The sequence below is a fragment of the Francisella sp. LA112445 genome (assembly GCF_012224145.1).
Classification (GTDB): Bacteria; Pseudomonadota; Gammaproteobacteria; order Francisellales; family Francisellaceae; genus Francisella.
The window spans coordinates 1,587,599-1,609,742 of record NZ_CP041030.1 but is presented as its reverse complement, the minus strand read 5'-3'; the positions used below and the strand labels follow the sequence as shown (position 1 = coordinate 1,609,742).

Genomic DNA, 22,144 nt, shown 5'->3' with positions numbered 1-22,144 from the left:
GCTGAACTTGATTGAGTATCGTAGAATGATGAATCTCTTTCGGATTACTATATCTGCGCTAATATTTTAGCACCTTTGATTATTTCAGCATCTTTCTTTGCAAAACAAATTCTTAAAAATTTATGCTGAGGAGTCTCAAATAGTGTTGACATTGGTACAACTCCAACCCCATATTCTTTAATAAGTTTAGTTGCAAAAGTGTGATCATCTTCATTACTTATTTCACTATAATCTATCATTTGGAAAGGAGATCCTTGCCACTCTAAAACTTTGAACCTTGACCCTTGCATATTTTCTCTAAGTAGAGCATTTTGCTTTTTATATAGCTTATGTAAGTTTTCATAGTATTCAGGGTGTTCTAAGATTCCTTCAGCTAATGAAAGTTGTAGAGGGTGAACTGCTGAAAAAGTTGAAAATTGTTTTATAGCTAAGACATTTTTTATAATATCTGCAGGGGCAATCATTACACCTTGACGCCAACCTGTAACGTTATATGTTTTACCGAGAGATTGTAATACAACTAGTTTATCTCTTAACTCAGGTATTTCTATAGCACTTGTGAAGCTATCACCTGCATAAATATGTTCATAAACTTCATCAGATATTACTAGAATATCTTTATCTTTGACTATCTTTGCAATTTCTTGATACTCACTTTTTGATATTATAGTTCCCATAGGGTTATGTGGTGAGTTTAAGATTATAATTTTTGTTTTATCAGTAATGGCATTAGCAATAGCTTGGATATCAATATTACCATTTGGTAGTAATGTAAGCCTTACACATTTTCCTTGGTTGAATTTTGTAACACCAGCATAAGTATCAAATATAGGGTCAAACATAATGACTTCATCACCAGCTCCAACATATGTAGATATCGTGGTAAATAGGCCTTCTTGAGCGCCTGCAGTAATTACTACATTATCAATAGCTACATCAGCCCCATAGCAATGCTTAGTTTTATGAACTATAGCTTGGCGTAGAGCCATAGCTCCTGGAATTGGAGCATATTGGTTTTTGCCTTTTTTCATATAAAAATTTGCACGATCAATTAGCCATTCTGGAGTATCAAAATCAGGAGCGCCTTGTGTGAAGTTAGCTGCTTTGTATTCTACTGCCATTGTTGAAAATTTACCGTATACAGAAGGGGAAGTATCAATATATGGTTTTGGTTGTATCATATTTGTTTCTCTTTTATACAAGAATATTAGCTAATTATAGTATAAAATTTGGCTATGTACTATCGTTGATTTTTAAAGCATAATTTTATTTAAGAAATTAGTTTTATATAGTTTAAGCTATGGATGATAATCAGAAAATTAGAGATCATTATGAAGACATTACTTTTCAAAATGATGATAAGGAAATAAAATTTAGCCATAGTGATGATACATCTAGTATTGGAAATATTGAAGGGTCAATAGTTACAGTTAATAGCGATAAGATCCCTTGGAAAAAATATTTTATTATAAACTCTATTAAACAGCTTGAAGAAAATAGTCTACCAGACTCCACTTCAAATAAAAAAACTATAAGTTGTCGTGTTTTTAGAAACCAAAAAATTATAGATGAAATCTTAGAAAAATATTCAACTAAAGATATAAATTTTGTTAATTGTTTTTTTGTCTTCTCAGGATCTATAAAGTTAAGCCTTAGTTGTGAGAAAAACAATATTAGATTTAGTAACTGTTCTTTTAAAGGACAACTAGAGTTATTAGGGATGTTAAGAAGACTATCTTTTATGTCATGTGACTTTCTAGGAATTGTTAAATTTTTCGATATTAAGTTTTTTAATATTAAAGTGAAATCTTGTGTGTTTAATAAAGGAGTTCTTTTCCCTGGAAGATTATATAAGCTTACTAAAGATAGTCTACTATATTTCAAAAATACTATATTTAGAGATATTATAAAAATGCAATATTCTCAATATGATTCAGATATTTCTTTTGAAAAGTCTAAGTTTCATAAAGAAGTAGATTTAAATATAAAATCTAAATTCTTTGGTATGTTAGTATTTAAGGATATAAAGTTTTATGAAAATGTAAGCTTTAGTAATTCCAAGTTTGAAAATCGTATTATTTTAAATGGAGTTACTTTTAAATCAAATATTGATCTATCATATACAGAATTTCTAGATGTTATAGAGTTTTCAAGTTCAAATTATTTTGAAAAAATTAATCTCAAAAATACGAAATTTCATAAAGATAGTATATTTGAGGAAGCAACCTTTAATAATCATGTAGATTTTAGATATACAACATTTAAGGAAAATGCTAGTTTTAGAGCTGCTGAATTTAAAGAGGGGTTAAATCTAGCTAGAGTAAATATAAATAATTCAGCAATTTTGGACTTCTATGATGCTGAAATTAATGGTAATAAGTGTTCAAAGGAAATATCAATTAAAGATAAACAAGAAACTTACAGAATCCTAAAGCATGAATCACTTAAAAAGAATGATACTATTAAGGCCGTTGAGTTTTATAAAGAGGAATGTGAAAATCACTATCAAACTTTAAAATTTAAAAGTCGAGATTTTTTTAATAAGCTTATATTGGGTTTTGAAAAATATGTTAGTGATTATGGAACATCAGCATTTAAATCTTTAATATGGCTAGTATCTATAAATATTGCATTTACTATATTGGTATTGTTAAAGCCATATTTGTTTTCACTCTTTTTAAGTTTATTTTCGGTATTTTTAATAGGATATTTATATTCTCTTGATAAACAAAGTAGTACTTTAAATAAAGTTGTTTATTTTACTTTTAGTATTTTTGTAAGTTATGTAATATTAAGTTTTGGTACATTTATATATGAACTACTTGATTGGTTAACGATTAAATCTACGCAGTTTCTAGCTATAAAAGCCTTTAAGGGGATAAGTCTTGCAATGTTGATACATATTGTTATTAATGCAACCTTAGTCTATGAGATAGTAAAAAGCTTTAGAAAATATTCTAGAAAATTATAGATTTATTTTAAGATCTTCAGTAATTGCTCAATAGTTATTTCTTGTTTCTCTTGAGTTTTACGATTTTTATATTCTATTAGTCCTTGATCAAGGAGTCTATCACCGATTACCACATGATGAGAATAGCCAACAAGATCAGCATCAGCAAACATTACACCAGGCCTTGCGCCACGATCATCTAATAATACATCTAACCCTTTATCTAATAGCTCTTGATATAAAGTATCCGCTACCTTTTTTACATTTTCTGATTTGTTGTAATTGATCGGAAGTATGGCAACTTCAAATGGCGCTATAGCTTCTGGCCAAACTATACCTTTATCATCGTGTGATTGCTCAATTGCTGCAGCCATAACTCGAGATACACCAAAGCCATAGCAACCCATTAATATAGGCTTAGATTTACCATCTTGACCAATTACAGTTGCATTCATTGGTTTTGAGTAGACATCTCCTAATTCAAAGATATGACCAACTTCTACACCATTTGTTAACTCTAAAGTACCTTTACCATCAGGAGAAATATCTCCAGCTACTACATTTCTAATATCAGCAACTTCATAATTAGTTACATCTTTATCCCAATTTATATTTGTCAGGTGATAATCATCTTCATTAGCACCACAGCATAAGTTTGATATTGCTACAGCGCTATAGTCAGCTATTATTTGAATAGGACAATTGTATATCCCAAGAGAGCCTGGGTTTGCATTGAAAATTTCAAAAATCTCTTCATGCGAAGCTAGAGTATATGGAGCAGATATTTGAGGAAGCTTATTGATCTTTGTTTCATTAAGCTCGTGATCACCTCTAACGACTAATGCAAAGAATTTCCCTTGAGCATCTTTGACAACCATAGTTTTTATAGTTTGTTTAATATCGAACTTCATTTCTTTACAAAGCTTCTCGATAGTCTTTATGTTAGGTGTATGGATTTTTTCTATAGAATTTTGCGATGTTTCTTTTTTGTGAAGATCAGGTTTTGCATAAGTAGCTAGCTCTATATTTGCAGCATAATCGCTATCATTACTATAGCAAATAATATCTTCTCCAGCATTTGCTAGCACTTGAAACTCATGACTATTATCACCACCAATAGCTCCAGTATCTGCTTTTACAGGACGATATTCTAAACCTATCTTATCTAAAATATTACAATAAGTTTGATACATTACTTGGTATGTATTATTTAGACACTCACTATTTTCATGAAAAGAGTATGAGTCTTTCATTATAAATTCACGAGCACGCATCACTCCAAAGCGAGGGCGTATTTCATCTCTAAATTTTGTCTGGATTTGATATAGGTTCAAAGGAAGTTGCTTATAACTTTTGATAGTATCTCTAGCCATATCTACTATAGGTTCTTCATGAGTTGGGCCATAGCAAAAGTCTCTGTCATGTCTATCTTTTAGTTTTAAAAGTTCTGGACCAAATTTATCCCAGCGATGAGTCTCTTGTAAAAGCTCAGATGGTAGTACACTTGGTAATAGTAGTTCACTAGCGCCAGCTTTATTCATTTCTAAACGAACAATTTCTTGGATTTTTTGTAATACTTTTAGTCCCATAGGCATCCAAGTATATATACCTGAAGCTAGCTTTTTAATGAGACCAGCTTTTAACATGTATTGGTGACTAATAAGTACGGCTTCTTTAGGAAGCTCTTTAGTAGTAGCAATAAGAGTTTGTGTTGCTTTCATATGGCTTGTAATTCTATAAATCAAAATATGAGCTAAATTATAGCAAAAAAAATATTATAAAATATAAAAATTGACCTTAGATAGGGAAAGTAAGGAGATATGAAAAAACTAAAAAGGAGTCTCTATCTAAAGTCATTTTTTATGGATTTTAAAGTTACATGTAAATAATAAAAATATTTTAAAATATTAGTAACTTTTAAGGTTAGGCATTTTAATAATAAAAAAAAATAAATCAATAATTGTTATAGCAAAAATTTAACTTATTTAGAAAAAAAGTTAAATAACCAATAGCTAGTTGGATCTGATGGACATAAGTATGGTCCGCACTCAATAAAAACATTTACTGTATTTGCAAAGGTTAAAAATATAATTAAACCAATGGCAAACTTTGAAAGAATACCAATCTTTTGATTTATTTTATCTTTATTAGGTGTTAGTAAGCCACAAACTGTTGCATATAGGATAAACATAATACTTACGATAAAGTTCCATGTATACATATGTAAAGAAAATACCTCATCTCCATAACTACCAGTTCCTGGAACTATATGCAAAAGAATTTGAGTAGTAGCCATTGCAGCATTTAGTAAAGCAACTAATATTATAAAAAAGTAGTGATTATACTTATTTCCATTAACCAAATTTAGTATTAATCCAAAGCTTAGAAGACTTAAAGCCATTCTTTGGAATACACATAGCGCGCAAGGTAGTTCCTGAAAGAATATTTGATAATAAAAAGCCATAATTAACATTGTAGAAATACTGATTAAAGCTAAGCTATCAAAGAAATCTAAAATATTATGTTTCATAAGGTATTTCCTATAATTGAATATTAATATATCTAATAGTGTGAGGAATAAATACTACTAGCAGTAGTACTAGTGAAATCAAAAAAAGTATTTTTGAGGTCTTATATTTTTTTGTAGTTGCAAATATAAGACTAAGTAAGGTTGTTAAAAATATTAAAAAGATCATTATGTTTCTCCAGATAACTCAACTTTATAGAAGAATTATATCTGGAGCTTATATATATGAAAAACTAATTTATCTTTTTTAGTATATAAGTTTTATTTATATCAAAAGGTCTATAGATTGAGCAGTATTTTATTATTATGATAGTTGATAAGTATTAGAAGCAATAATTAAAATAAAATTATTATTTTATTAAATATAAGTTTGCATGATATGTTTTTGATATCATATAAGTCTAAGTTATATACTATGTACGCGCGCACTTAGAGCTGTTTAGAATTCATAATTTAGAGATAAGAAAGGAGGAGAAAAATATAAACTACTAAACAGCTCTAAGTAAAACTTAATTTTAATAGTAGTGTATGAAGAATTTTTTCTGAATTTAGTGTGGCTCCCCGAGACGGACTTGAACCGCCGACCAATTGATTAACAGTCAACTGCTCTACCGACTGAGCTATCGGGGAGTAACGAGATGTATTATATGACCATTTTTATATACTGTCAATGATTTTTTAGAAATTTTATAGCTTTTTATAATCTTTTATATGATTCTTTATTTATGTTAATATATTCGCTAAGTTTTTAGCTAATTTACATTTAATGAAATGACTAATCAAGTTATACAAAAACAACAAGATTTAATAGATGAGTTATCTTTTTTTGATGATTGGGAAGATAAGTATGATTATATTATTTCACTTGGTAAGCAATTGCCAGATTTTCCTGAAGATAAGAAAACTGAGGATAATTTAGTGAGAGGTTGTCAATCTCAAGTTTGGTTTGACAGTAGTGTTGAAAATGGCAAGTTAAATTTTATTGCTACTAGTGATGCATTGATTGTCTCAGGGCTTATAGCAGTGTTGTTGCAGGTTTATAACGATGCAACTCCAGCTGAAATTTTAGAGTCAAATACAGATTTTATTCAGCAGATTGGTTTTGGCAATAATCTAAGTTCAAATAGAGCTAATGGTTTAAAATCAATGCTTAACTATATATACACAACAGCAACTAAAAATCAGTAAATGGAAATACTCGTTTGTAGACCAGAAACCGATGCATGTGATTTGGTAGAGTTACTTAACTCTAAAAATCATAATGCTATTAGTTTTCCAACTATAAAAATCTGTCACAAAGCAATATCTGAAGAGGCCCATAAATATAGCTCGATTATATTTACAAGTAAGTATGCAGTACAAGGCTTGTTTAAGCAGTACTCACCGGAATCTTTTGCAAACAAAAGAATATACGCCGTTGGAGCAAGTACAGCTAAACTTTTAGCTAAGTTTGGCTTAGAAGCGAAATATCCGCATGCTAAGTATAACTCGCAGGAGTTATTTAAATTACTCTCTAAAGATAACTTATCCCTTTCTCAGCAGAGTTTCGCAATCATCTCAGGTGTGGGAGGAAACAGCTTTTTAATAGAAGAGCTTTCTAAAGTAACAAAAAGCAATAAGTTTGAGGTTTATGAAAGAGTTTTTGAAGATGTCGATCTTTTAAATACTAGGTATAAGCAATTTTTTTCAGAAAAATATCCTGAGCTTATAGTTGTAACAAGTTTAGATGTATTTAAATCATTAATTAGAATTTTTGCAAAAACATCGCTACCAACAGACGCAATTGTTACCATAACTAGCTCAAAAATGCTAGAATTTGTAAATAAGCAGGGCTTTAAAAAGACTTTAGAGCTAGAGAAAATAAACAACGATTATATTTGTAAGAAAATACTGAAAATTACAGAGGCTAGTAAAAATGTCGGCAACAGAGAACTCTAATCAAAAAAGTAGCGATGTTAAAAGTGCTACTGTGCAAAAAAATACTACTAAAGTAAAAAAATCAAAGTCAATTTTACCTAAACTTAGTATTGTAATATCATTAGTAGCTATAGGAATGGCTGGATATGTGATAGCTGACTCAGTAATCAAAGATAAAAATAATACTAATAGTGAGAATCAGCAGTATTCCTCTTTAGAAAGGCAGTTAAATAAACTTAAACAGGATCAGAGTAATCAAAATGGTATTATTAATGATTTAAGTAGCCAAAATGATTCACAACAAAATAGTATAAAAGCAATCCAATCACAGCTTACTACAGTTAATAGCCAACTAGAGACTCCTGCAAAAGATTTATATATGCAAATGAGTATCATAAATATTCAGTCAGCTATTGATTATCTAATTTTAGCAAAAGATGTTGTAGCGTTTAGTGGAGATACTCAAAAAGCAAATTATTTGGTTAGTATGGCTTTTGATAAGATTCAAGCAAGTAAAGTTGCAAATGTTAGTGCATCAGATCGTCAGAATATCAGTAGTATTTTAAAAGGCTATGCTTCAAAAGAGGATATTATAAAAGAATTTATTAATATTGAGCAACAAATTGGTAAGTTACAATATATAACACCCGAGAATGCAAGCACTATGGAAGTAAAACAGCCTAAGAGCAAGTATATGAAGTTACTAAGCTCAATTGTTGAGATCCAAGATATACCTAAAAACCAAACTCTTGTGTCAAGCAAGCAGGCAAAACAGTTTGTATCTGACAATTTATATCAGTCTTTAATATCTTTACAAACAGCTATGTATACAAATGATCAGTCTGATATTACAAAAGCAAAAGCAAATCTTACAAATATCTTAGGGGAATACTTTGTTCAAGATAGTAATGCAAAAGCTCTTGAAAAGGCTATACAAAATATTCATGCTCGCAGAACTCAGGATTTAGATAGTGTCCTTGATAAGGTGATTAGCCAATTATCTAGTCAGCAAAATGAGCTTTTAACTAAAGAATCAGTGCTAAAGGTTAGTGCAAGTAAAAAAGGAAGTAACAAATGATAAATATTATAAAACTTATAATAGCAGTTATCATAGCTACGATAGTTGGTATTTGGGCTACTAAGTATCATGGTTACATTATGCTTGTGTTATCTGATAAAACTATAAAAATGAACTTGGTGGCGTTTGTTTTTGCTATAGCGGTACTTTTTTTCTTAATAGTTTTTGGGGTGAGGATTATCAAGTTAGGTATTAGTTTTCCTTACTTATTATTTAGCTGGTTTTTTGGCTTATTTATGGTTGATAAGCAAGAAAAGTTTATAGATATCGTTGCAGATATTTCATTAAGAAACGATAAGCTAATACGCCAAACAAGTATTTCAAGTTTAGTCAAATTAACACCTAAATATTTAAGAGATTATATTCTTTTTAGGAAGTTTGAAATCATAGCTAGCACAGGTGAAGTAAAAGAGCTTGAAAAGTCTTTAAAGCAGCTAAAAAGTGACAGTATTACATACAAGTATTTTGAAATATATAAATTTTATATGGTTCAAAAGTTTGGGGAGGCTAAATCAAGAGCTTTAGTATTATTGGAGTGTAATAATAATAGGTTTTTGCCAAGTATTGCAAATTTAGCTGGTACTATTGCATTAGCTGACAAGGATGACACATTTGCATTAAAAATTTTGGAAAAGTTTGATGCATATCTAAAAGCGGATATCGAAGAAAAACTAATAGTTTTAGCATTAAGACAGGCAAAAGATGTTGATAAATTATCAGATGTTTATAATAAGGCAGATGCTACACCAGTTTTAAGTAGAGTATATTTAGAGCAATTAGTTGCATTTAATGAGATGATTTTCGCAGAGAAGTTTGCAAAGAAACAATTTAATAACTCTAATATGTCTGCAGAAATGTTAAGGCTTTATATTAATGCTTTAGGTATTCCAGTTTCAAAGCTTGTGCCTAAGATTCTTGATAAAGCTAATAGTGATTACTATAGTATTATCACATTATTAGAGCTAGCAGTGCTAAAGTCAGATAATGTAAGTTTTAAAATGATTTATGATTATATTGAGAGAAATATAAAAGACTTACTTTCAAAGTCAGATCTAGAAAGATACTCACATGTTTTATGTAAGTTTTTCATAAAAAATGGCGAGACTGCAGGCCTAGATTTATCAGAGGCAAGACTCGTTTATAGAAATAACTAATTAAGAGGTTAATATGCAGGTTAAAAGATGGTTCTTAAACAATAGCTTGAGAAACTACCAATATCTTTTATTTGATAATGATAATGCAATAGTTATAGATCCTTTAAAAGCTGATATTTTTGATGATTTTATTAAAAAAAATAGTCTACAGCTTAGAGCAATACTTATAACACATAAGCATGGAGATCATATTGCGGGTGTTAAAAAGCTAATTGAGTTGTATCCTAATGCTAAAATTTATGCATATACAGATAATGATTTGTTTAAGCCTGATGTATATGTTGAAGATGGTGATGTAATTGATTTGGGCTTTACTAGCTTTAAAGTTATGTATACACCTGGACATATTTCGGATCATGTTAGCTTTTTATTTGAGAAAGAGAAAGCTCTATTTTGTGGAGATACTTTGTTTAATGCAGGTGTTGGCGGTGTTCATGCTGAAACTGCAGATGTAAACAAGCTATATGAATCATTAGTCAAAATAGCAAAATTAGATGCAGAGATAAAACCTTATCCAGCCCATGATTACTGGCAAAGTAATTTAGATTTTGCATTAAGCATCCTACCGGATGATGAGAGCTTTAACTATTATAGAAAACAGATTTGTGACTTAGATGCCGAAGATAAGCCAATAGTAGATCTAGCAGAGGAAAGTAAACTTAATATTTTTATTAGATCTATTGATGACAGTGCTCTTAAACATGCATTGCCAGATTATTCGTTAGGTAGAGATATGTTTGTAAAATTGCGAGAATTAAAAAATAATTTTTGATTTATTTTACTGGTTGTCTTGAGTTTTTTCAGTTGAGTTGTCTTTTTCATCAGTAGATGTATTAGAATCTTTCTTATCATCTTTAGGCTCTATCTTAGTACGACTAACTTCTCTAGGGAATCCACCATTTAGACCTATTCTTTGTAGTTTAATAATATCTGGAGCCATAGCACGTTGACTATCATATGGACCTATATACATTCTAATCCAGTTTCCTACACGCTTGAATTGAGGGTTTAAGCCAACTTTTTTCATTTTGCTAACATACCAAGATGTTTCATCCATATTTCTAAAAGATGCCACTTGATATATATATGTATATTTATATTGAGCTCTTTTAGCCTCAGGCTCTACGTTTACATTAACGCTATCATGTTTAAGGTTGTCATAAAATGTAAACACCATCTTGCCACTGGGAGTGTTTTCAGAGAAACCTTTCTTTTTATCACTATCAGCTTTTTTATCTGGATTAGTGTCTTTTGAGGTTTTCTTAGTTTCACTTTTATCAGCTAGTTGCTCTATTTTTGCTTTTTCTTCGGCTTTAAGCTTCTTAAAGTGTTTATTTATAAGTTTTGAAGCAACAGCAATACATAAAAGGCATACAACAGCTATAATAACTAATTTCTTTTTCTTATTTAATTTAGGTTTTTCAGGTTCTTGTGGAACCTCATTTTTTTGTTTTTTAGGTATATCTAATTTTGATAGATCTTTCATAAGCTTTATTTTGGCAATAATTTTTTTATAAACTAAACTATGGTTTAATTTATTAGTGTTATACTAAACAAAGATTATAATTAATAGTGATATAAAAATATATAGGGTTTTGTAATGAGCTATCAGAAAAATGATAAATTTATTATCAAAGGTTTCCATGAAAGTTGTCCAAGTGCTTTTAAAGATAAGATAATAGCTATGGGAGTCATAGAAGGCCAAGAGATGACAGTTATAAACAAATCGATATTAGGAGGTCCTATAGCATTTGAAACAAACTGTGGAATATTTTCATTACGTAAGAAAGATTTAGATTTTTTGAAATTAGAAAAAATAAATTAAAAAGAGGGATAAAATGAGTTTTAGAAAAGCATTTTTAGTTACATCAATTTGTACAGCTACTTTGGCTACTACTAATCTATATGCAGCAGCAGTTACACCATCACATCAAACGACAACACAAGATACTAGTGTTATAAAGAATACTATTGTTAGTAACCTAGATTCTTTGTTTCCATTTCAAACTAATGTAACAGTAGGCAAAGTTGATAAGGATAGTAATGGTGATTTCACTGCGTCAAATATTTTGATAGTAAGTAGTGGTAAAGATAATCTTAATGTATCTATTGATAAACTTGTTGTAAAAGGATTGAAAGTTAATCAAAAAATTAATGATGATGTCTCTATAAAAGTAGAAGGCCTAAGAGTTACAAACTTAGCAGCTTCTGTAGCAAGTAGTAGTGCCGTTAGTGCAAATGTCGATCCTAAAGATTTATCAGGTGATGATAATCTTTATAAGATAGCAATGAATACTATCGGAAAGGGTGTTTATAATTTTGAAATTGACTATGATCATAGTGATAGTACATTAAAATTTGAGCTTGACTCTACAGTGAATAAGCAAGCTTTCGTTAAAGAAAATTTTGAGCTAAAAGGTTTTGATCTATCTGATACTAGCTTTGATAATGATTTCTTGGCGAGTTTGAAAAATAAGGTGATGAGTTCAAAAATAAAAGATCTTGAATTTGATGGTAACTTTACAGAAGTGCTGAAAGAAATAACTTCTGAGTATTTAGGTAAAGACTATAATCAAACTCCTAGTTTAGATATCAATGGATCTTTAGGTAAAACACCTGGTGAGCTTGAATTTAATGTAGATGGAAATTTAGGTTCTCAAAGTCATGTTAAATATAACATTGTAGTTGATGGTATCGATTTAGAAAATACTCCTATAAAAGATATTATAAGTGGCTCTAATGACTTTTTGAAAAATGCTTATATTCAAACGAATTCAGCAGATGTTGCTATTGATTTGAATTTTGATAAAGATTCTTTCTCTAAAAAATCTCCAATACAACAAGTTCTAAATATTTTAGGTAAAAAAGATTTAAATATAAAAATAACTTCAAACAACAGTTATAAAGACTCTAAATACAATAATAACTTTAATATGAAAGCTGATGGCCTAGCTAGCTTAAATGCTAATACAAAGGCTATAGTTAATGGTAAACTAAGCTTATTACCATATGTTGGGGCAGATGGTAAAAACCAAAAAGATCTTTATAACTGTAATAACCAGTTATGTTTAACAGATATTGATTTTAGTTTTGCAAATAATGGTCTGTTAGAGAAAATCGCAAGATATACTAATCAAGATCCAAATACAACTCCACAGCAAGTGCTTGGATCATATGGTGCATTATTACAGCTTTTTGCAGTACAACAGCAAGATCAGTTCTTGAGAAAAGCATTGTCATCTTTTGCGATGTTTTTACAGAATCCTAAAAATATAAGCATCCATGCCAAAGCTAACAAACCTGTTAATCAGACTGCATTATTGAACATGTTGGTTGATGATACTAAGGAGTTGAAAAAGCATAATCCTATGCAAAATAATGGAAATGCTGACCTAAGTAAGTCACCTAATATTAAGCTAATAAACGATATACAAAAAATATTTAAAATAACATTTGATGTTAATAGTTAATTTAATAATCAAAATAAAGAAAATATTATAGAGATTTAGTGTATATCAGTGTTGACAAAACTTTTAAATAAGGTAATATATGTCTCTATAAAGCGGGAATAGCTCAGTGGTAGAGCACAACCTTGCCAAGGTTGGGGTCGCGAGTTCGAGCCTCGTTTCCCGCTCCACATACTCTTGCATGTGTGGCTGAGTAGCAAAATGGTTATGCAGAGGCCTGCAAAGCCTTGGACGCCGGTTCGATTCCGGCCTCAGCCTCCATACTGCCCGGGTGGTGAAATTGGTAGACACAAGGGACTTAAAATCCCTCGGAGCTTAACCTCCGTGCCGGTTCGAGTCCGGCCCCGGGCACCATTTATTCTTTCTATATAGTCTCATAAAGTATCACAAAACCTTATAAAATAAAGCTTACACAGTATTTAGTGTTTCATGTAGTCTTATACAGAATTACTAAATCCTAGTTATAGTTGTGTGGCTAGTTGTAAGGCTGACAATATTTATTTACTTTTGTTTGGTATGTACATGAGCTTGTTAAATATGGTATCTAGAGCGTTTGGTAAGTTGAACTTACCAATCTGGAATCTATGAAGACTTTGATATATATCGTAAATTTGTCATTACCAAATAGTTTTAGATTAATTAAACAGAGGGTAATGAAATGACAAAACTAACCAAGAAACAAATAGATAATATTAAACATTCAGGTATAACTAAAAATGTGCAGAGAATTAAAGATATAGATAATCTGTATTTAGAGATAAAACCAAGTAATGCTAAAAGTTGGCTGTATAGGTATCAATTTAGAGGAAAATCAAAAAGTATAGGTTTAGGCGGCTATCCTAAAATATCGCTTGCCGAGGCTCGTGAAATAGCTATTGAATTTAATAGTAAGCGAGCTAAAGGCATAGACCCTAAATTAGAGTTGCAGCAATCTAAAATAGATAATAATAAGGACTTTAGAAAGATAGCTATCGACTGGTTAGAAAAGAAATCTAAAGAAATTGCTTTAGCTACTTACAGAAAATCAAAAGGGTACTTATTTAATGATATTTTACCCAAGTTTCAAAATAGAAATATTGATGAGATTAAGTATACTGAGATAGTAAATTTCCTTAAATCTTTTAGCTCAACACCAACAAAGCAAAATAAAATTAAGGTTACATTGTCAGGGATATATCAATTTGCAAAAGCTCATGGTCTTTGTGAAGTTAATCATATAAGTAGAGATTTAAGCTTTATTATGGAAAAAGAAAGAAATGAAAATTACTCATTTATTCACCCTATAGATAATCAATATAACTTATCCATGCTTTTAAATGATATAGATAGCTATCATGGTAATATCATAGTTAAAAAAGCTTTACAGCTTGCACCGTATTTAGCATTTAGACCAAATATGATTGTTAGCTTAAAATGGAGTGATTTTAGAGAAAAAGATAAGCTACTAGTAATTAATGCTGAAAATATGAAAATGAGGCAGGAATTTAAACAGCCATTGAGTAAGCAAGCTTTTGATATCATAATGAGTATGAAAGATTATACAGGCAGCAGTATTTATATATTTAGTAATAGAAAAGGTAAGCATATAACTCCCGATAGTCTAAGAGGGGCTATGCAGAGAGGTTTAGGTTATGATGGTAATAAAAAGCTCAAATTCACTACTCATGGTTGGAGGCACACGACTAGCACAGGGTTATATTTCTTACAAAGAAAACATAGATGGCAGAGTGAAGCTATTGAAATGGTATTAGACCATAAAGAAAGAAATAGTGTTAAGGCTGTTTACAATAATTATGATTATTTGGATGAAAGAAGAGAGATTTTATCTGTATGGTCTGATTTTATAGATAATATAAAACAAAGTGCTAATGTGATAGACTTTGAGAAAGTAAGTTAATGTTATATATACAGTGTCAGAAAGGCTATATTTTAAAGATATTAGAAACAAATTAATCAGTGATAACCTTATAGGTGTAAATGAGGATATTCGACTTTTTAGATCTATCGAGTATTTTAGTAAAGATTATCCAATATATATAAATATCTATGAATTATTATGTTGTGATAGCAATTATTTGGGTGAAGTTTCTGGAGCTGATAAAAGTATAACCATTGAAGAGTTTTGTAGTAGGTATAAAAGTCGAGAAAACTGGTTTTTTGAAAGTTTATCTTATGAGAAAGTCCAACATCTAAGTTTTAAGAACTTTAATGGTATATATTATATATCAGAGTTTCATCATCCAAGTTCTCTAATATTCTCAATCAACCCCAATAATTATAATGGTATTAGCATATCAGATGAAAAATTATATCCATTCTATATAGAACAACAAGATTATGATAGTTATTTTGGTCAATACTTTAATAATACAACCAGTCTAGTAGAGCCTTTGCGATGTTTAGAGTTTATATCTATGTTTATTGATGAGATTAATAAAAAGTATAGAGAAAAAGAAAATTATCGCTTACCTAGTATAAATCACGATATAAAGTCAAAGATCAAGGCTATTATAATAGATAGAGAAATAACTAATGTTCATTTTAAACTTATAATGGAAAGTAAAAAGGATTCTGGCTTAGATAAGCCTTATACATCTTTGGTAGAGTATGTTCTAGCGGAGTACTATCTTTATAGCAATAAAACTGTTATTCGAGATTTATCAAAATATATAGCTAATTTCTTTAAATATCATACTGGTTGTAAGCAACAGAAAACAGAAATAAAAAAAGTTCTTAAAGATAGTGACATAAATACAGTTTTTAAAGTTAATAATATTAATATAGGTAGTAGACTATATACAGGTAAAAAGACTCATGCTTTAGCTGACATTATTTGTGAACATCATAATATAAAAATTAAGGATACAACTTCTAAAAAAAAGTAAAAAATAATTTGGTCAGTTTTAAACTCATTTAGTCTCTAAGCTTCATATATTTCGGTCACTTTTTCTTACCAAAGTGGTACGAAGATTACTCTCTTTTTTTATGTTTTAATAGCAACAAATCTATGATTTTGTTTCGTAGGTTGAAGTTGATGTTTTGTAATTATTTATAAGTTACAGAATAAATTTAAAAATAAACATATCAATAGGAGAAAGTATGAAGGCTATGAAAATAAAAGAAGTAATAGATAGAGTGGGACTATCTAAATCAACAATATACCGGCTCGCAAAAGCAAATCAATTTCCTAGACCAATCAAGTTGGCTGAGAATAGTTCAGCTTGGATTAAGTCAGAAGTTGATGCTTGGTTACAATCAAAAATTGAAGCTAGAGGGTAATATAATGGATAGTATACAATTGAGAGATTTTGCAGAATCAAATGGATATACACTACCCAACAATTTTGATTATAACATAGGTATAGGAGAGATAGTTCGATTTAAGGATATTAATAAAAATAAAGATAATAAAGATTTATGGATAAAGAATATTGATAATAATATATTTGTCTTTGGCGATTGGAAGACAGGCGAGAAGTATACCTATATAGATAATGATAGCCAATATAACTACCATGGTAAAAAAGAAGTTAGCTACAAAGTACAACAGCAAAAAAAAGCAGAGTTACAGAGTAAACAAGAACTAGCTAAAAAGTTAGGAGCTTATTATTTATCACTGCCTAAAGCAAATGATAACCATGCGTATTTAGTTGCTAAGGGTATTAAAAGCCATGGAGTTATTAAACAGGATAAAGACAAATTAATTATTCCATGTATTGGTATAGAAGAGCCTTTTAAGGGTAAATTACAGAGTATACAAACTATACTACCTAATGGCTTTAAACAATTCTACAAAGGAGCTAATGCTAAAGATAGTTTTCTAATGCTAAATAAATCATCAAATGATAGTTTTATTTTTGTAGAGGGGTTGGCAACTGGTATTAGTGTATTAAATGCTATTTATGATAAAGATAATATCAGTGTAATAGTTTGCTTTAATTGTAACAATCTCAAACCTATTGTGAGCTACTTTTATAGTTTATATCCTAATGCTAATTTATGTATTTTTGCAGATGATGATAAAAATGGTGTAGGTATTAAAAAAGCTAATGAAGTTGCTGCAATAATACCAAGTATAAAAATATATCCCCCTCCATTTGATCCAATACTAAAAGAAACTTTTTCAGAGCTTAGTGATTGGAATGATTATTTACAAATATACAAAACTACAATAATAAAGGGAGATTTTTAATATGGATAATATTTTAGAGTTACAAAAAGAAGTTACAGAGGTTAAGCCATTGGAACTACCAATCAATAGAAAAGAATTACCAAAATTTAATACGGACTGCTTACCTAAAGTTATAGCTGATTATGTTGAATATTCATCTAATGTAATGCAACAGCCTAAGCAATATATCGCTACAGCAAGTTTAGTTAGTATAGCTGGATTATTGGGTAATAAAGTGTGTTTAGAAGTTAATAGTCAAAAAGCCTATCCTATTCTTTGGGGTATGTTAATTGGCGATAGCGGTACTGGGAAGACACCTAGTATTAATGAGCCATTAAAGTTTATAAAAGAAATAGATCAAGATAATTTAAGAGCCTACGCTAAGGAATTTCAAGCTTATTCAACTGCAAAAGATATTTATGATATTGAATTAAATGAATTAAAAAATAATTTTAAAAAAGCTGAAAAAAATAAAAAAGAAAGTATAAAAAATGAGATAGTAGATTTTGGAAAATTAAGTCCAATAAAACCATATTCAAGAGAGATAATATTAAATACAGCCACCAAAGAGGCTTTCCTTAAGAAAATATCAAATGATAGTCCAAACGGCTTATTACTTGAAATTGATGAGTTGATGGACTTTATAAAGTCGTTAGTTAGGTCTGAAAAGGTCGAGGATCATAAACTTTATGTGGAGGCGTACAATAATGGGGAATTTAAAAGTGAAACTATATCTAGAGGAATGCAAGTGGTAGATAATGTAACAGTTTCTATTATTGGAGGCGTACAAACATCAAGACTTTTAGATTTTACTAAAAGTTATGATGGAAGTGGTCTATTAGCAAGGTTTCAGTTGATTCCACTAGCTGAAAAGCAGTTAAGAGAATATAGAGAGCCAAACATAAGTACACTCTATACTTTGCCATATCAAAGTATGTTGAATGAGCTCAATAAAATTCCCCAAAGATTTAATATCATTGATAATGAAAGAGTTAAATCAGAACCTAAGAAATACAGCTATACTAAAGAAGCTAAGAGTTTATATGCAGATTGGTTTGATAATAATGAAAAAGTAAAAAATGAGAGTGGGCAAAGTGATTTAATGATAGAGTATCTAGGTAAAGCTAACAATACTTTCCATGCTTTAGCTTTAATATATCATTTAGCTTATAAGAATAGTGGCAACCATATAAGCAAAGAAGTAGTACAAAAGGTTATAGCTAGTCTAAATTACTTTTATGATTGTGCAGATTATTTATATAGTGATAATTTTAATAAATCTTTAGATTTGGCTAAGAAGATAGTAGATATAAAACCTAAATTAAAAAATAAAAATGGTTTTAGTATTGGAGATATTACTAGAAGTAAAAGTAGTTTTAGAGTCTTAGGTAAAGACTTAGTGCAGGAGGCTTTAGATGTTTTGGAACAATATCATCATATTAAGAAAACTAATAACAAAGGTACTAAATACAATAAGTATTATTGGTTATATTAAATTTATTTTCTAATCTTTTAATATAATCAACACATTTAACACAATATAGTTTAATCCCCTTAAAATAAAGGCTTTATTATGTGTTGATTATCTAACACTTATATAACACAAAGTTTAAACTTGTTATAAAGTATATTATAAATACAGTATAATTAACATTTATAGTTTATAAATATTGGGTAATGACAACAAGTATAGGAAATGCTTATGAGCTTAATTGATAGAATATCTAAGCGGTGGGCTACGAGACAAAAAGCTTCACGCATAGAAGAAAAGTTAAAAATAAGAAAAATAAAAGCAGCAGAAAGAGAACAAAGAAAGCTGAAAGAAGAAATCCTAGAGAGAATAAATAATGTCATAGAAAAGTGTGATAAAGACACTGTTGCTGGAATAAATGTAAGTTTTTTAAATGATTGCGATTACTCACAGCTCACTGGTTGGTTTAGATGTAAAGATGATTTCTTTAAAGATATTGCTAATATAGTTTTTATATTTCACTTGGCTGAGTATTATTTAAATAAATATGTCGATATATATTTTAACCAAAAATTTCTTCCAGCTATGGAGAAATGTCGGAATCTATATCAAGGAGAAGAATTCTTTCCTAAAGAAGAAATTTATAAAAATTTAATTGTAATGTGGGAAAATCAAGATTTACATAGAGATAATTTAGAAAAACTTAGTAAAAATTATGAAGAGCAATATTTAGGTATTGAAAAACTTAATGAAGCTGCAGAAGAAGATACTGAAAAAACTATTAAAAATATTAAATATATAGAAGAGTCAAAATCTAATGGTAGACTTAATCAAGAACAAATTTCACAATATGATAATATTTTAAAAACATATGTAGAAGCATGGTCAGTTAATAAAAGAACAGCAATAATATTTTGGGAGGATGAAGATTTTAAAACACATCTCAAAGATCTAAAATATACTGAACAATACAAAATACTTAAAAAAATTGAAAGTCACTCTTTTGAAGCTTACTTTTTAGAAAAGGTAATTATGTGTATCAATACCTATTTAGCTAATAATCAAATATTTTCTCAAGAAAAGATACCATATAAGTATAGTATAGATGACTACTTTAACTATAAAAAAACTTATCTGCAAGAAAAAGAGAGAAATGAATTAGAAGATTTTTTTACATCTGAGGGCAAAAGGGTTAATGCTAGTAATGAATCTAGTGAAGAGAAAAATAATATTCTTAAAATAGAATCAATCGATCAAATGAATGGAGCTGAGTTTGAAGATTTCTGTGCAAAACTATACCAAGCTAAGGGATATATAGTAGAGCAGACACCATTAAGTGGTGACCATGGTGCAGACTTAATCGCAAAAGCACCCGATAATAAAGTATATGTAATCCAATGTAAAAGATATTCTAATACAGTTAGTAATACAGCTATTCAGGAAATATATGCTGCTAAATCATATTATAATGCTGATTATTCTTGCGTAGTTACAAATAGCTATTTTACTCAAGGAGCGAGAAAGCTAGCTAAAGCGACAAATACTTTGCTTGTAGACAGAGACTCATTAATATTAGATATTAATTATCTACAAAATGTACTTTAATTAATAATACTTATTTACCTTGCTAACGATAAATAACAAACCCTTAAAATTCATGTAAAAAATACTTTTTTATAGTTAAAGGTAAGTCAAAATATACAACTTAATGCTCTACTTTTGGCATAAATAATAAATTAAAGCTTATCTGAAACATTATCAATGTATATCAGAAGTGTACTTTAAAGCATAATCAATATTATTTCACTACATAGTAAAGTATAGGCTACTAGTGATAAAAGTAGTATGGTTAATGCTTTATAAAAATACATAATTATCAATAGCCTTAGTAGTCAAAAACAATCTATTAATGTACTGCTTTTAATAGTAGTTAGCTATATATATCAGATAACCTAAAATAAAAGTGTTATTTGAGTGTTAATTATATAACACATCTTAAAGCGTTATATATGTTGGTTTGAACTACGTTGTGTTAATTGTGTTAGCTTTTAGAGAATATAAAATATTAAGAGTTTATTGGTACTACCATATTTAATACTTATATGAGCATTAAGTTTATGATTGACATGTTTTGTGTGTTGTATTATTCTTAGTTGTAAGGCTATTTAGGTGGCTGACAAATTTAACAAAAGCTATAAGTGTTGATACATAAGGCTTTCAGAGAGATAGTTATTGTCCGGCCCCGGCACCATTTTTATTATTTTTTTTAAATGTTCTTTACGTTTCCTAACTTACAGATTGTGATATGATACTTATTATGTATTTTGATTTGTGTTTTGTAAAATAGGATTATTGAGTGCAATATAATACAAGAGTATTTAATCTCTTTAAACGAACTACTCAGTCATATAAGTTTCTTTGGGGTTTAGCATTATTAGAGTTAGCTAATGATGATAGTGTGATATCAAATAAAATTAGGTTAGATGATATTTTAGCTTATGCAGCTGTATATGCTTCTAATCTTGCTACTAAATATAAAGTCAGATTGAGTTGTAATAGTGATAGTATATTTGAAAAAAATATATTAGAAGCTCACTCAAAAACAAAAGATTACAAAATTAAATTTACACAAATATATAGTAAAGATTCTAGAGAAATTATAAAGAAAGATTTTCTAAAATATGTACCATATAGATTTCAATCAAGTTTTTTTGATATAAAGGGTAATGATAGTCAAAAGCAAAGACACTATGTTGATTCTATTGACTCTAATAATAATCGGTATTCAGATATACTAATTTATCAAATAGATTACGATAATGAAAGTTTGATTTTAAACCCCAATTGGCGTGAATATCTAAGAAAAAATTACTTACTATTAAAAGCATATATTACTCAAGAGTTTGCTAAATATCTCGCTAAGTATAATGTTGATGTTCCTAATCTAATGCTTAAAGTTGATCCTGTAGCTGATAAAAATAGAGAAAATCTAACTAAGCAGAGAATTATTTGGAATGATTTTATAAAAGATAATCTCAATATTTACGATATTTATGATGGTTCAATCTTAACTAGTTTAAATCAAGGTATTGATTTAGATCACTATGTACCTTGGAACTATGTTGCTCATAATATGATTTGGAATTTAACACCAATTAAATCTAGCCTAAATAGCCAGAAATCAGATAGGATTTTAATAGATGATAGATATCTTAGTAAGTTGGCTAATCAGCAATATCAGTTATATGACTGGGTCAAATCAAATAACAAAACTAAAGTTATAGAAGACTACACTATAGTTTCTTTGAATAACTTAGCAAAGGATAGTTTTATTAATAGTTACAAGATTATGATAGGGTCGTTATGCCAATCTGCTATTAGACAGGGGTTTAGTGAATGGAAGATCTAA

The 22,144-nt window shown here is 29.2% G+C and carries 19 protein-coding genes and 4 tRNA genes; 18 read left to right on the top strand and 5 right to left on the bottom strand.

Annotated elements, in window-relative coordinates:
• Positions 1-47: 47 nt before the first annotated feature.
• On the bottom strand, positions 48-1,181 hold the full coding sequence (locus FIP56_RS07840; RefSeq protein ID WP_192578370.1) for an aminotransferase class I/II-fold pyridoxal phosphate-dependent enzyme: 1,134 nt from the start codon (positions 1,179-1,181) through the stop codon (positions 48-50).
• A 119-nt stretch (positions 1,182-1,300) separates the two neighbouring features.
• On the opposite strand from FIP56_RS07840, the gene FIP56_RS07835 reads away from it, so the two are divergent.
• Positions 1,301-2,971 carry a pentapeptide repeat-containing protein gene (locus tag FIP56_RS07835; RefSeq protein ID WP_192578369.1) on the top strand — a complete coding sequence of 557 codons (1,671 nt, stop codon included), beginning with the start codon at positions 1,301-1,303 and terminating at the stop codon, positions 2,969-2,971.
• A gap of 2 nt (positions 2,972-2,973) precedes the next feature.
• Here FIP56_RS07835 and FIP56_RS07830 read toward each other — a convergent pair whose 3' ends face one another.
• The 3 genes from FIP56_RS07830 to FIP56_RS07820 form a co-directional block, all read right to left on the bottom strand.
• Entirely contained in the window at positions 2,974-4,671 is a 1,698-nt protein-coding gene (locus FIP56_RS07830; protein WP_192578368.1) for a proline--tRNA ligase, read from the bottom strand.
• Between the two features lie 260 nt (positions 4,672-4,931).
• The gene (locus tag FIP56_RS07825; RefSeq protein WP_192578367.1) at positions 4,932-5,480 is read right to left on the bottom strand and encodes a disulfide bond formation protein B; all 549 of its coding nucleotides are present in this window, start codon (positions 5,478-5,480) and stop codon (positions 4,932-4,934) included.
• Between the two features lie 551 nt (positions 5,481-6,031).
• Positions 6,032-6,107 (bottom strand) — tRNA-Asn (locus FIP56_RS07820).
• Between the two features lie 141 nt (positions 6,108-6,248).
• Here FIP56_RS07820 and FIP56_RS07815 point away from each other — a divergent pair.
• Genes FIP56_RS07815 through FIP56_RS07795 form a run of 5 tightly spaced genes read left to right on the top strand, consistent with a single transcriptional unit; the run spans position 6,249 to position 10,398 of the window.
• On the top strand, positions 6,249-6,665 hold the full coding sequence (locus tag FIP56_RS07815; RefSeq protein ID WP_192578366.1) for a SufE family protein: 417 nt from the start codon (positions 6,249-6,251) through the stop codon (positions 6,663-6,665).
• Positions 6,666-7,415 carry a uroporphyrinogen-III synthase gene (locus FIP56_RS07810; RefSeq protein ID WP_192578365.1) on the top strand — a complete coding sequence of 250 codons (750 nt, stop codon included), beginning with the start codon at positions 6,666-6,668 and terminating at the stop codon, positions 7,413-7,415.
• Positions 7,393-8,472 (top strand): hypothetical protein, encoded by a 1,080-nt coding sequence (locus FIP56_RS07805; RefSeq protein ID WP_192578364.1) that lies wholly within the window; start codon positions 7,393-7,395, stop codon positions 8,470-8,472. Before FIP56_RS07810 ends, FIP56_RS07805 begins: the two co-directional genes overlap by 23 nt.
• Positions 8,469-9,626 (top strand): heme biosynthesis protein HemY, encoded by a 1,158-nt coding sequence (locus FIP56_RS07800; RefSeq protein WP_192578363.1) that lies wholly within the window; start codon positions 8,469-8,471, stop codon positions 9,624-9,626. Before FIP56_RS07805 ends, FIP56_RS07800 begins: the two co-directional genes overlap by 4 nt.
• A gap of 13 nt (positions 9,627-9,639) precedes the next feature.
• A complete protein-coding gene (locus FIP56_RS07795; protein WP_192578362.1) occupies positions 9,640-10,398 on the top strand; it encodes an MBL fold metallo-hydrolase in 759 nt (252 codons plus the stop codon).
• A 6-nt stretch (positions 10,399-10,404) separates the two neighbouring features.
• On the opposite strand, the gene FIP56_RS07790 is transcribed toward FIP56_RS07795, so the two are convergent.
• Positions 10,405-11,112: an SPOR domain-containing protein gene (locus FIP56_RS07790; RefSeq protein WP_192578361.1), complete on the bottom strand. Its 708-nt coding sequence runs from the start codon at positions 11,110-11,112 to the stop codon at positions 10,405-10,407.
• A gap of 114 nt (positions 11,113-11,226) precedes the next feature.
• Between FIP56_RS07790 and FIP56_RS07785 the strand changes: the two genes are divergently transcribed.
• The 12 genes from FIP56_RS07785 to FIP56_RS07730 all read left to right on the top strand — a co-directional run bounded on the left by FIP56_RS07785 (position 11,227) and on the right by FIP56_RS07730 (position 22,144).
• The gene (locus FIP56_RS07785) at positions 11,227-11,451 is read left to right on the top strand and encodes a FeoA domain-containing protein (RefSeq protein ID WP_192578360.1); all 225 of its coding nucleotides are present in this window, start codon (positions 11,227-11,229) and stop codon (positions 11,449-11,451) included.
• Between the two features lie 13 nt (positions 11,452-11,464).
• Positions 11,465-13,096: a hypothetical protein gene (locus FIP56_RS07780; protein ID WP_192578359.1), complete on the top strand. Its 1,632-nt coding sequence runs from the start codon at positions 11,465-11,467 to the stop codon at positions 13,094-13,096.
• Positions 13,097-13,188: 92 nt separating this feature from the next.
• Positions 13,189-13,263: transfer RNA gene (locus FIP56_RS07775), tRNA-Gly, on the top strand.
• A 17-nt stretch (positions 13,264-13,280) separates the two neighbouring features.
• Positions 13,281-13,354 (top strand) — tRNA-Cys (locus tag FIP56_RS07770).
• Between the two features lie 4 nt (positions 13,355-13,358).
• Positions 13,359-13,447, top strand: a tRNA-Leu gene (locus tag FIP56_RS07765).
• A gap of 304 nt (positions 13,448-13,751) precedes the next feature.
• A complete protein-coding gene (locus FIP56_RS07760) occupies positions 13,752-14,990 on the top strand; it encodes a site-specific integrase (protein ID WP_192578358.1) in 1,239 nt (412 codons plus the stop codon).
• Positions 14,991-15,003: 13 nt separating this feature from the next.
• Complete coding sequence (locus FIP56_RS07755; RefSeq protein WP_192578357.1) at positions 15,004-15,978, top strand: hypothetical protein; 975 nt, start codon at positions 15,004-15,006, stop codon at positions 15,976-15,978.
• 214 nt (positions 15,979-16,192) lie between these two features.
• Complete coding sequence (locus tag FIP56_RS07750) at positions 16,193-16,372, top strand: AlpA family transcriptional regulator (protein WP_192578356.1); 180 nt, start codon at positions 16,193-16,195, stop codon at positions 16,370-16,372.
• A 4-nt stretch (positions 16,373-16,376) separates the two neighbouring features.
• A complete protein-coding gene (locus tag FIP56_RS07745; RefSeq protein ID WP_192578355.1) occupies positions 16,377-17,285 on the top strand; it encodes a DNA primase in 909 nt (302 codons plus the stop codon).
• A gap of 1 nt (position 17,286) precedes the next feature.
• Positions 17,287-18,759, top strand: a complete 1,473-nt coding sequence (locus FIP56_RS07740) for a DUF3987 domain-containing protein (protein ID WP_192578354.1) — start codon at positions 17,287-17,289, stop codon at positions 18,757-18,759.
• Between the two features lie 207 nt (positions 18,760-18,966).
• Positions 18,967-20,340 carry a restriction endonuclease gene (locus FIP56_RS07735; protein ID WP_192578353.1) on the top strand — a complete coding sequence of 458 codons (1,374 nt, stop codon included), beginning with the start codon at positions 18,967-18,969 and terminating at the stop codon, positions 20,338-20,340.
• Positions 20,341-21,091: 751 nt separating this feature from the next.
• Positions 21,092-22,144, top strand: a complete 1,053-nt coding sequence (locus tag FIP56_RS07730) for an HNH endonuclease domain-containing protein (protein ID WP_192578352.1) — start codon at positions 21,092-21,094, stop codon at positions 22,142-22,144.

Bases quoted from the DNA above. Each gene is read 5' to 3' on its own strand.
- FIP56_RS07815 (WP_192578366.1), top strand. From the start codon at position 6,249: ATGACTAATCAAGTTATACAAAAACAACAAGATTTAATAGATGAGTTA.
- FIP56_RS07810 (WP_192578365.1), top strand. From the start codon at position 6,666: ATGGAAATACTCGTTTGTAGACCAGAAACCGATGCATGTGATTTGGTA.
- FIP56_RS07745 (WP_192578355.1), top strand. From the start codon at position 16,377: ATGGATAGTATACAATTGAGAGATTTTGCAGAATCAAATGGATATACA.
- FIP56_RS07740 (WP_192578354.1), top strand. From the start codon at position 17,287: ATGGATAATATTTTAGAGTTACAAAAAGAAGTTACAGAGGTTAAGCCA.
- FIP56_RS07795 (WP_192578362.1), top strand. From the start codon at position 9,640: ATGCAGGTTAAAAGATGGTTCTTAAACAATAGCTTGAGAAACTACCAA.
- FIP56_RS07800 (WP_192578363.1), top strand. From the start codon at position 8,469: ATGATAAATATTATAAAACTTATAATAGCAGTTATCATAGCTACGATA.
- FIP56_RS07780 (WP_192578359.1), top strand. From the start codon at position 11,465: ATGAGTTTTAGAAAAGCATTTTTAGTTACATCAATTTGTACAGCTACT.
- FIP56_RS07830 (WP_192578368.1), bottom strand. From the start codon at position 4,671: ATGAAAGCAACACAAACTCTTATTGCTACTACTAAAGAGCTTCCTAAA.
- FIP56_RS07760 (WP_192578358.1), top strand. From the start codon at position 13,752: ATGACAAAACTAACCAAGAAACAAATAGATAATATTAAACATTCAGGT.
- FIP56_RS07805 (WP_192578364.1), top strand. From the start codon at position 7,393: ATGTCGGCAACAGAGAACTCTAATCAAAAAAGTAGCGATGTTAAAAGT.
- FIP56_RS07785 (WP_192578360.1), top strand. From the start codon at position 11,227: ATGAGCTATCAGAAAAATGATAAATTTATTATCAAAGGTTTCCATGAA.
- FIP56_RS07750 (WP_192578356.1), top strand. From the start codon at position 16,193: ATGAAGGCTATGAAAATAAAAGAAGTAATAGATAGAGTGGGACTATCT.
- FIP56_RS07790 (WP_192578361.1), bottom strand. From the start codon at position 11,112: ATGAAAGATCTATCAAAATTAGATATACCTAAAAAACAAAAAAATGAG.
- FIP56_RS07825 (WP_192578367.1), bottom strand. From the start codon at position 5,480: ATGAAACATAATATTTTAGATTTCTTTGATAGCTTAGCTTTAATCAGT.
- FIP56_RS07735 (WP_192578353.1), top strand. From the start codon at position 18,967: ATGAGCTTAATTGATAGAATATCTAAGCGGTGGGCTACGAGACAAAAA.
- FIP56_RS07840 (WP_192578370.1), bottom strand. From the start codon at position 1,181: ATGATACAACCAAAACCATATATTGATACTTCCCCTTCTGTATACGGT.
- FIP56_RS07835 (WP_192578369.1), top strand. From the start codon at position 1,301: ATGGATGATAATCAGAAAATTAGAGATCATTATGAAGACATTACTTTT.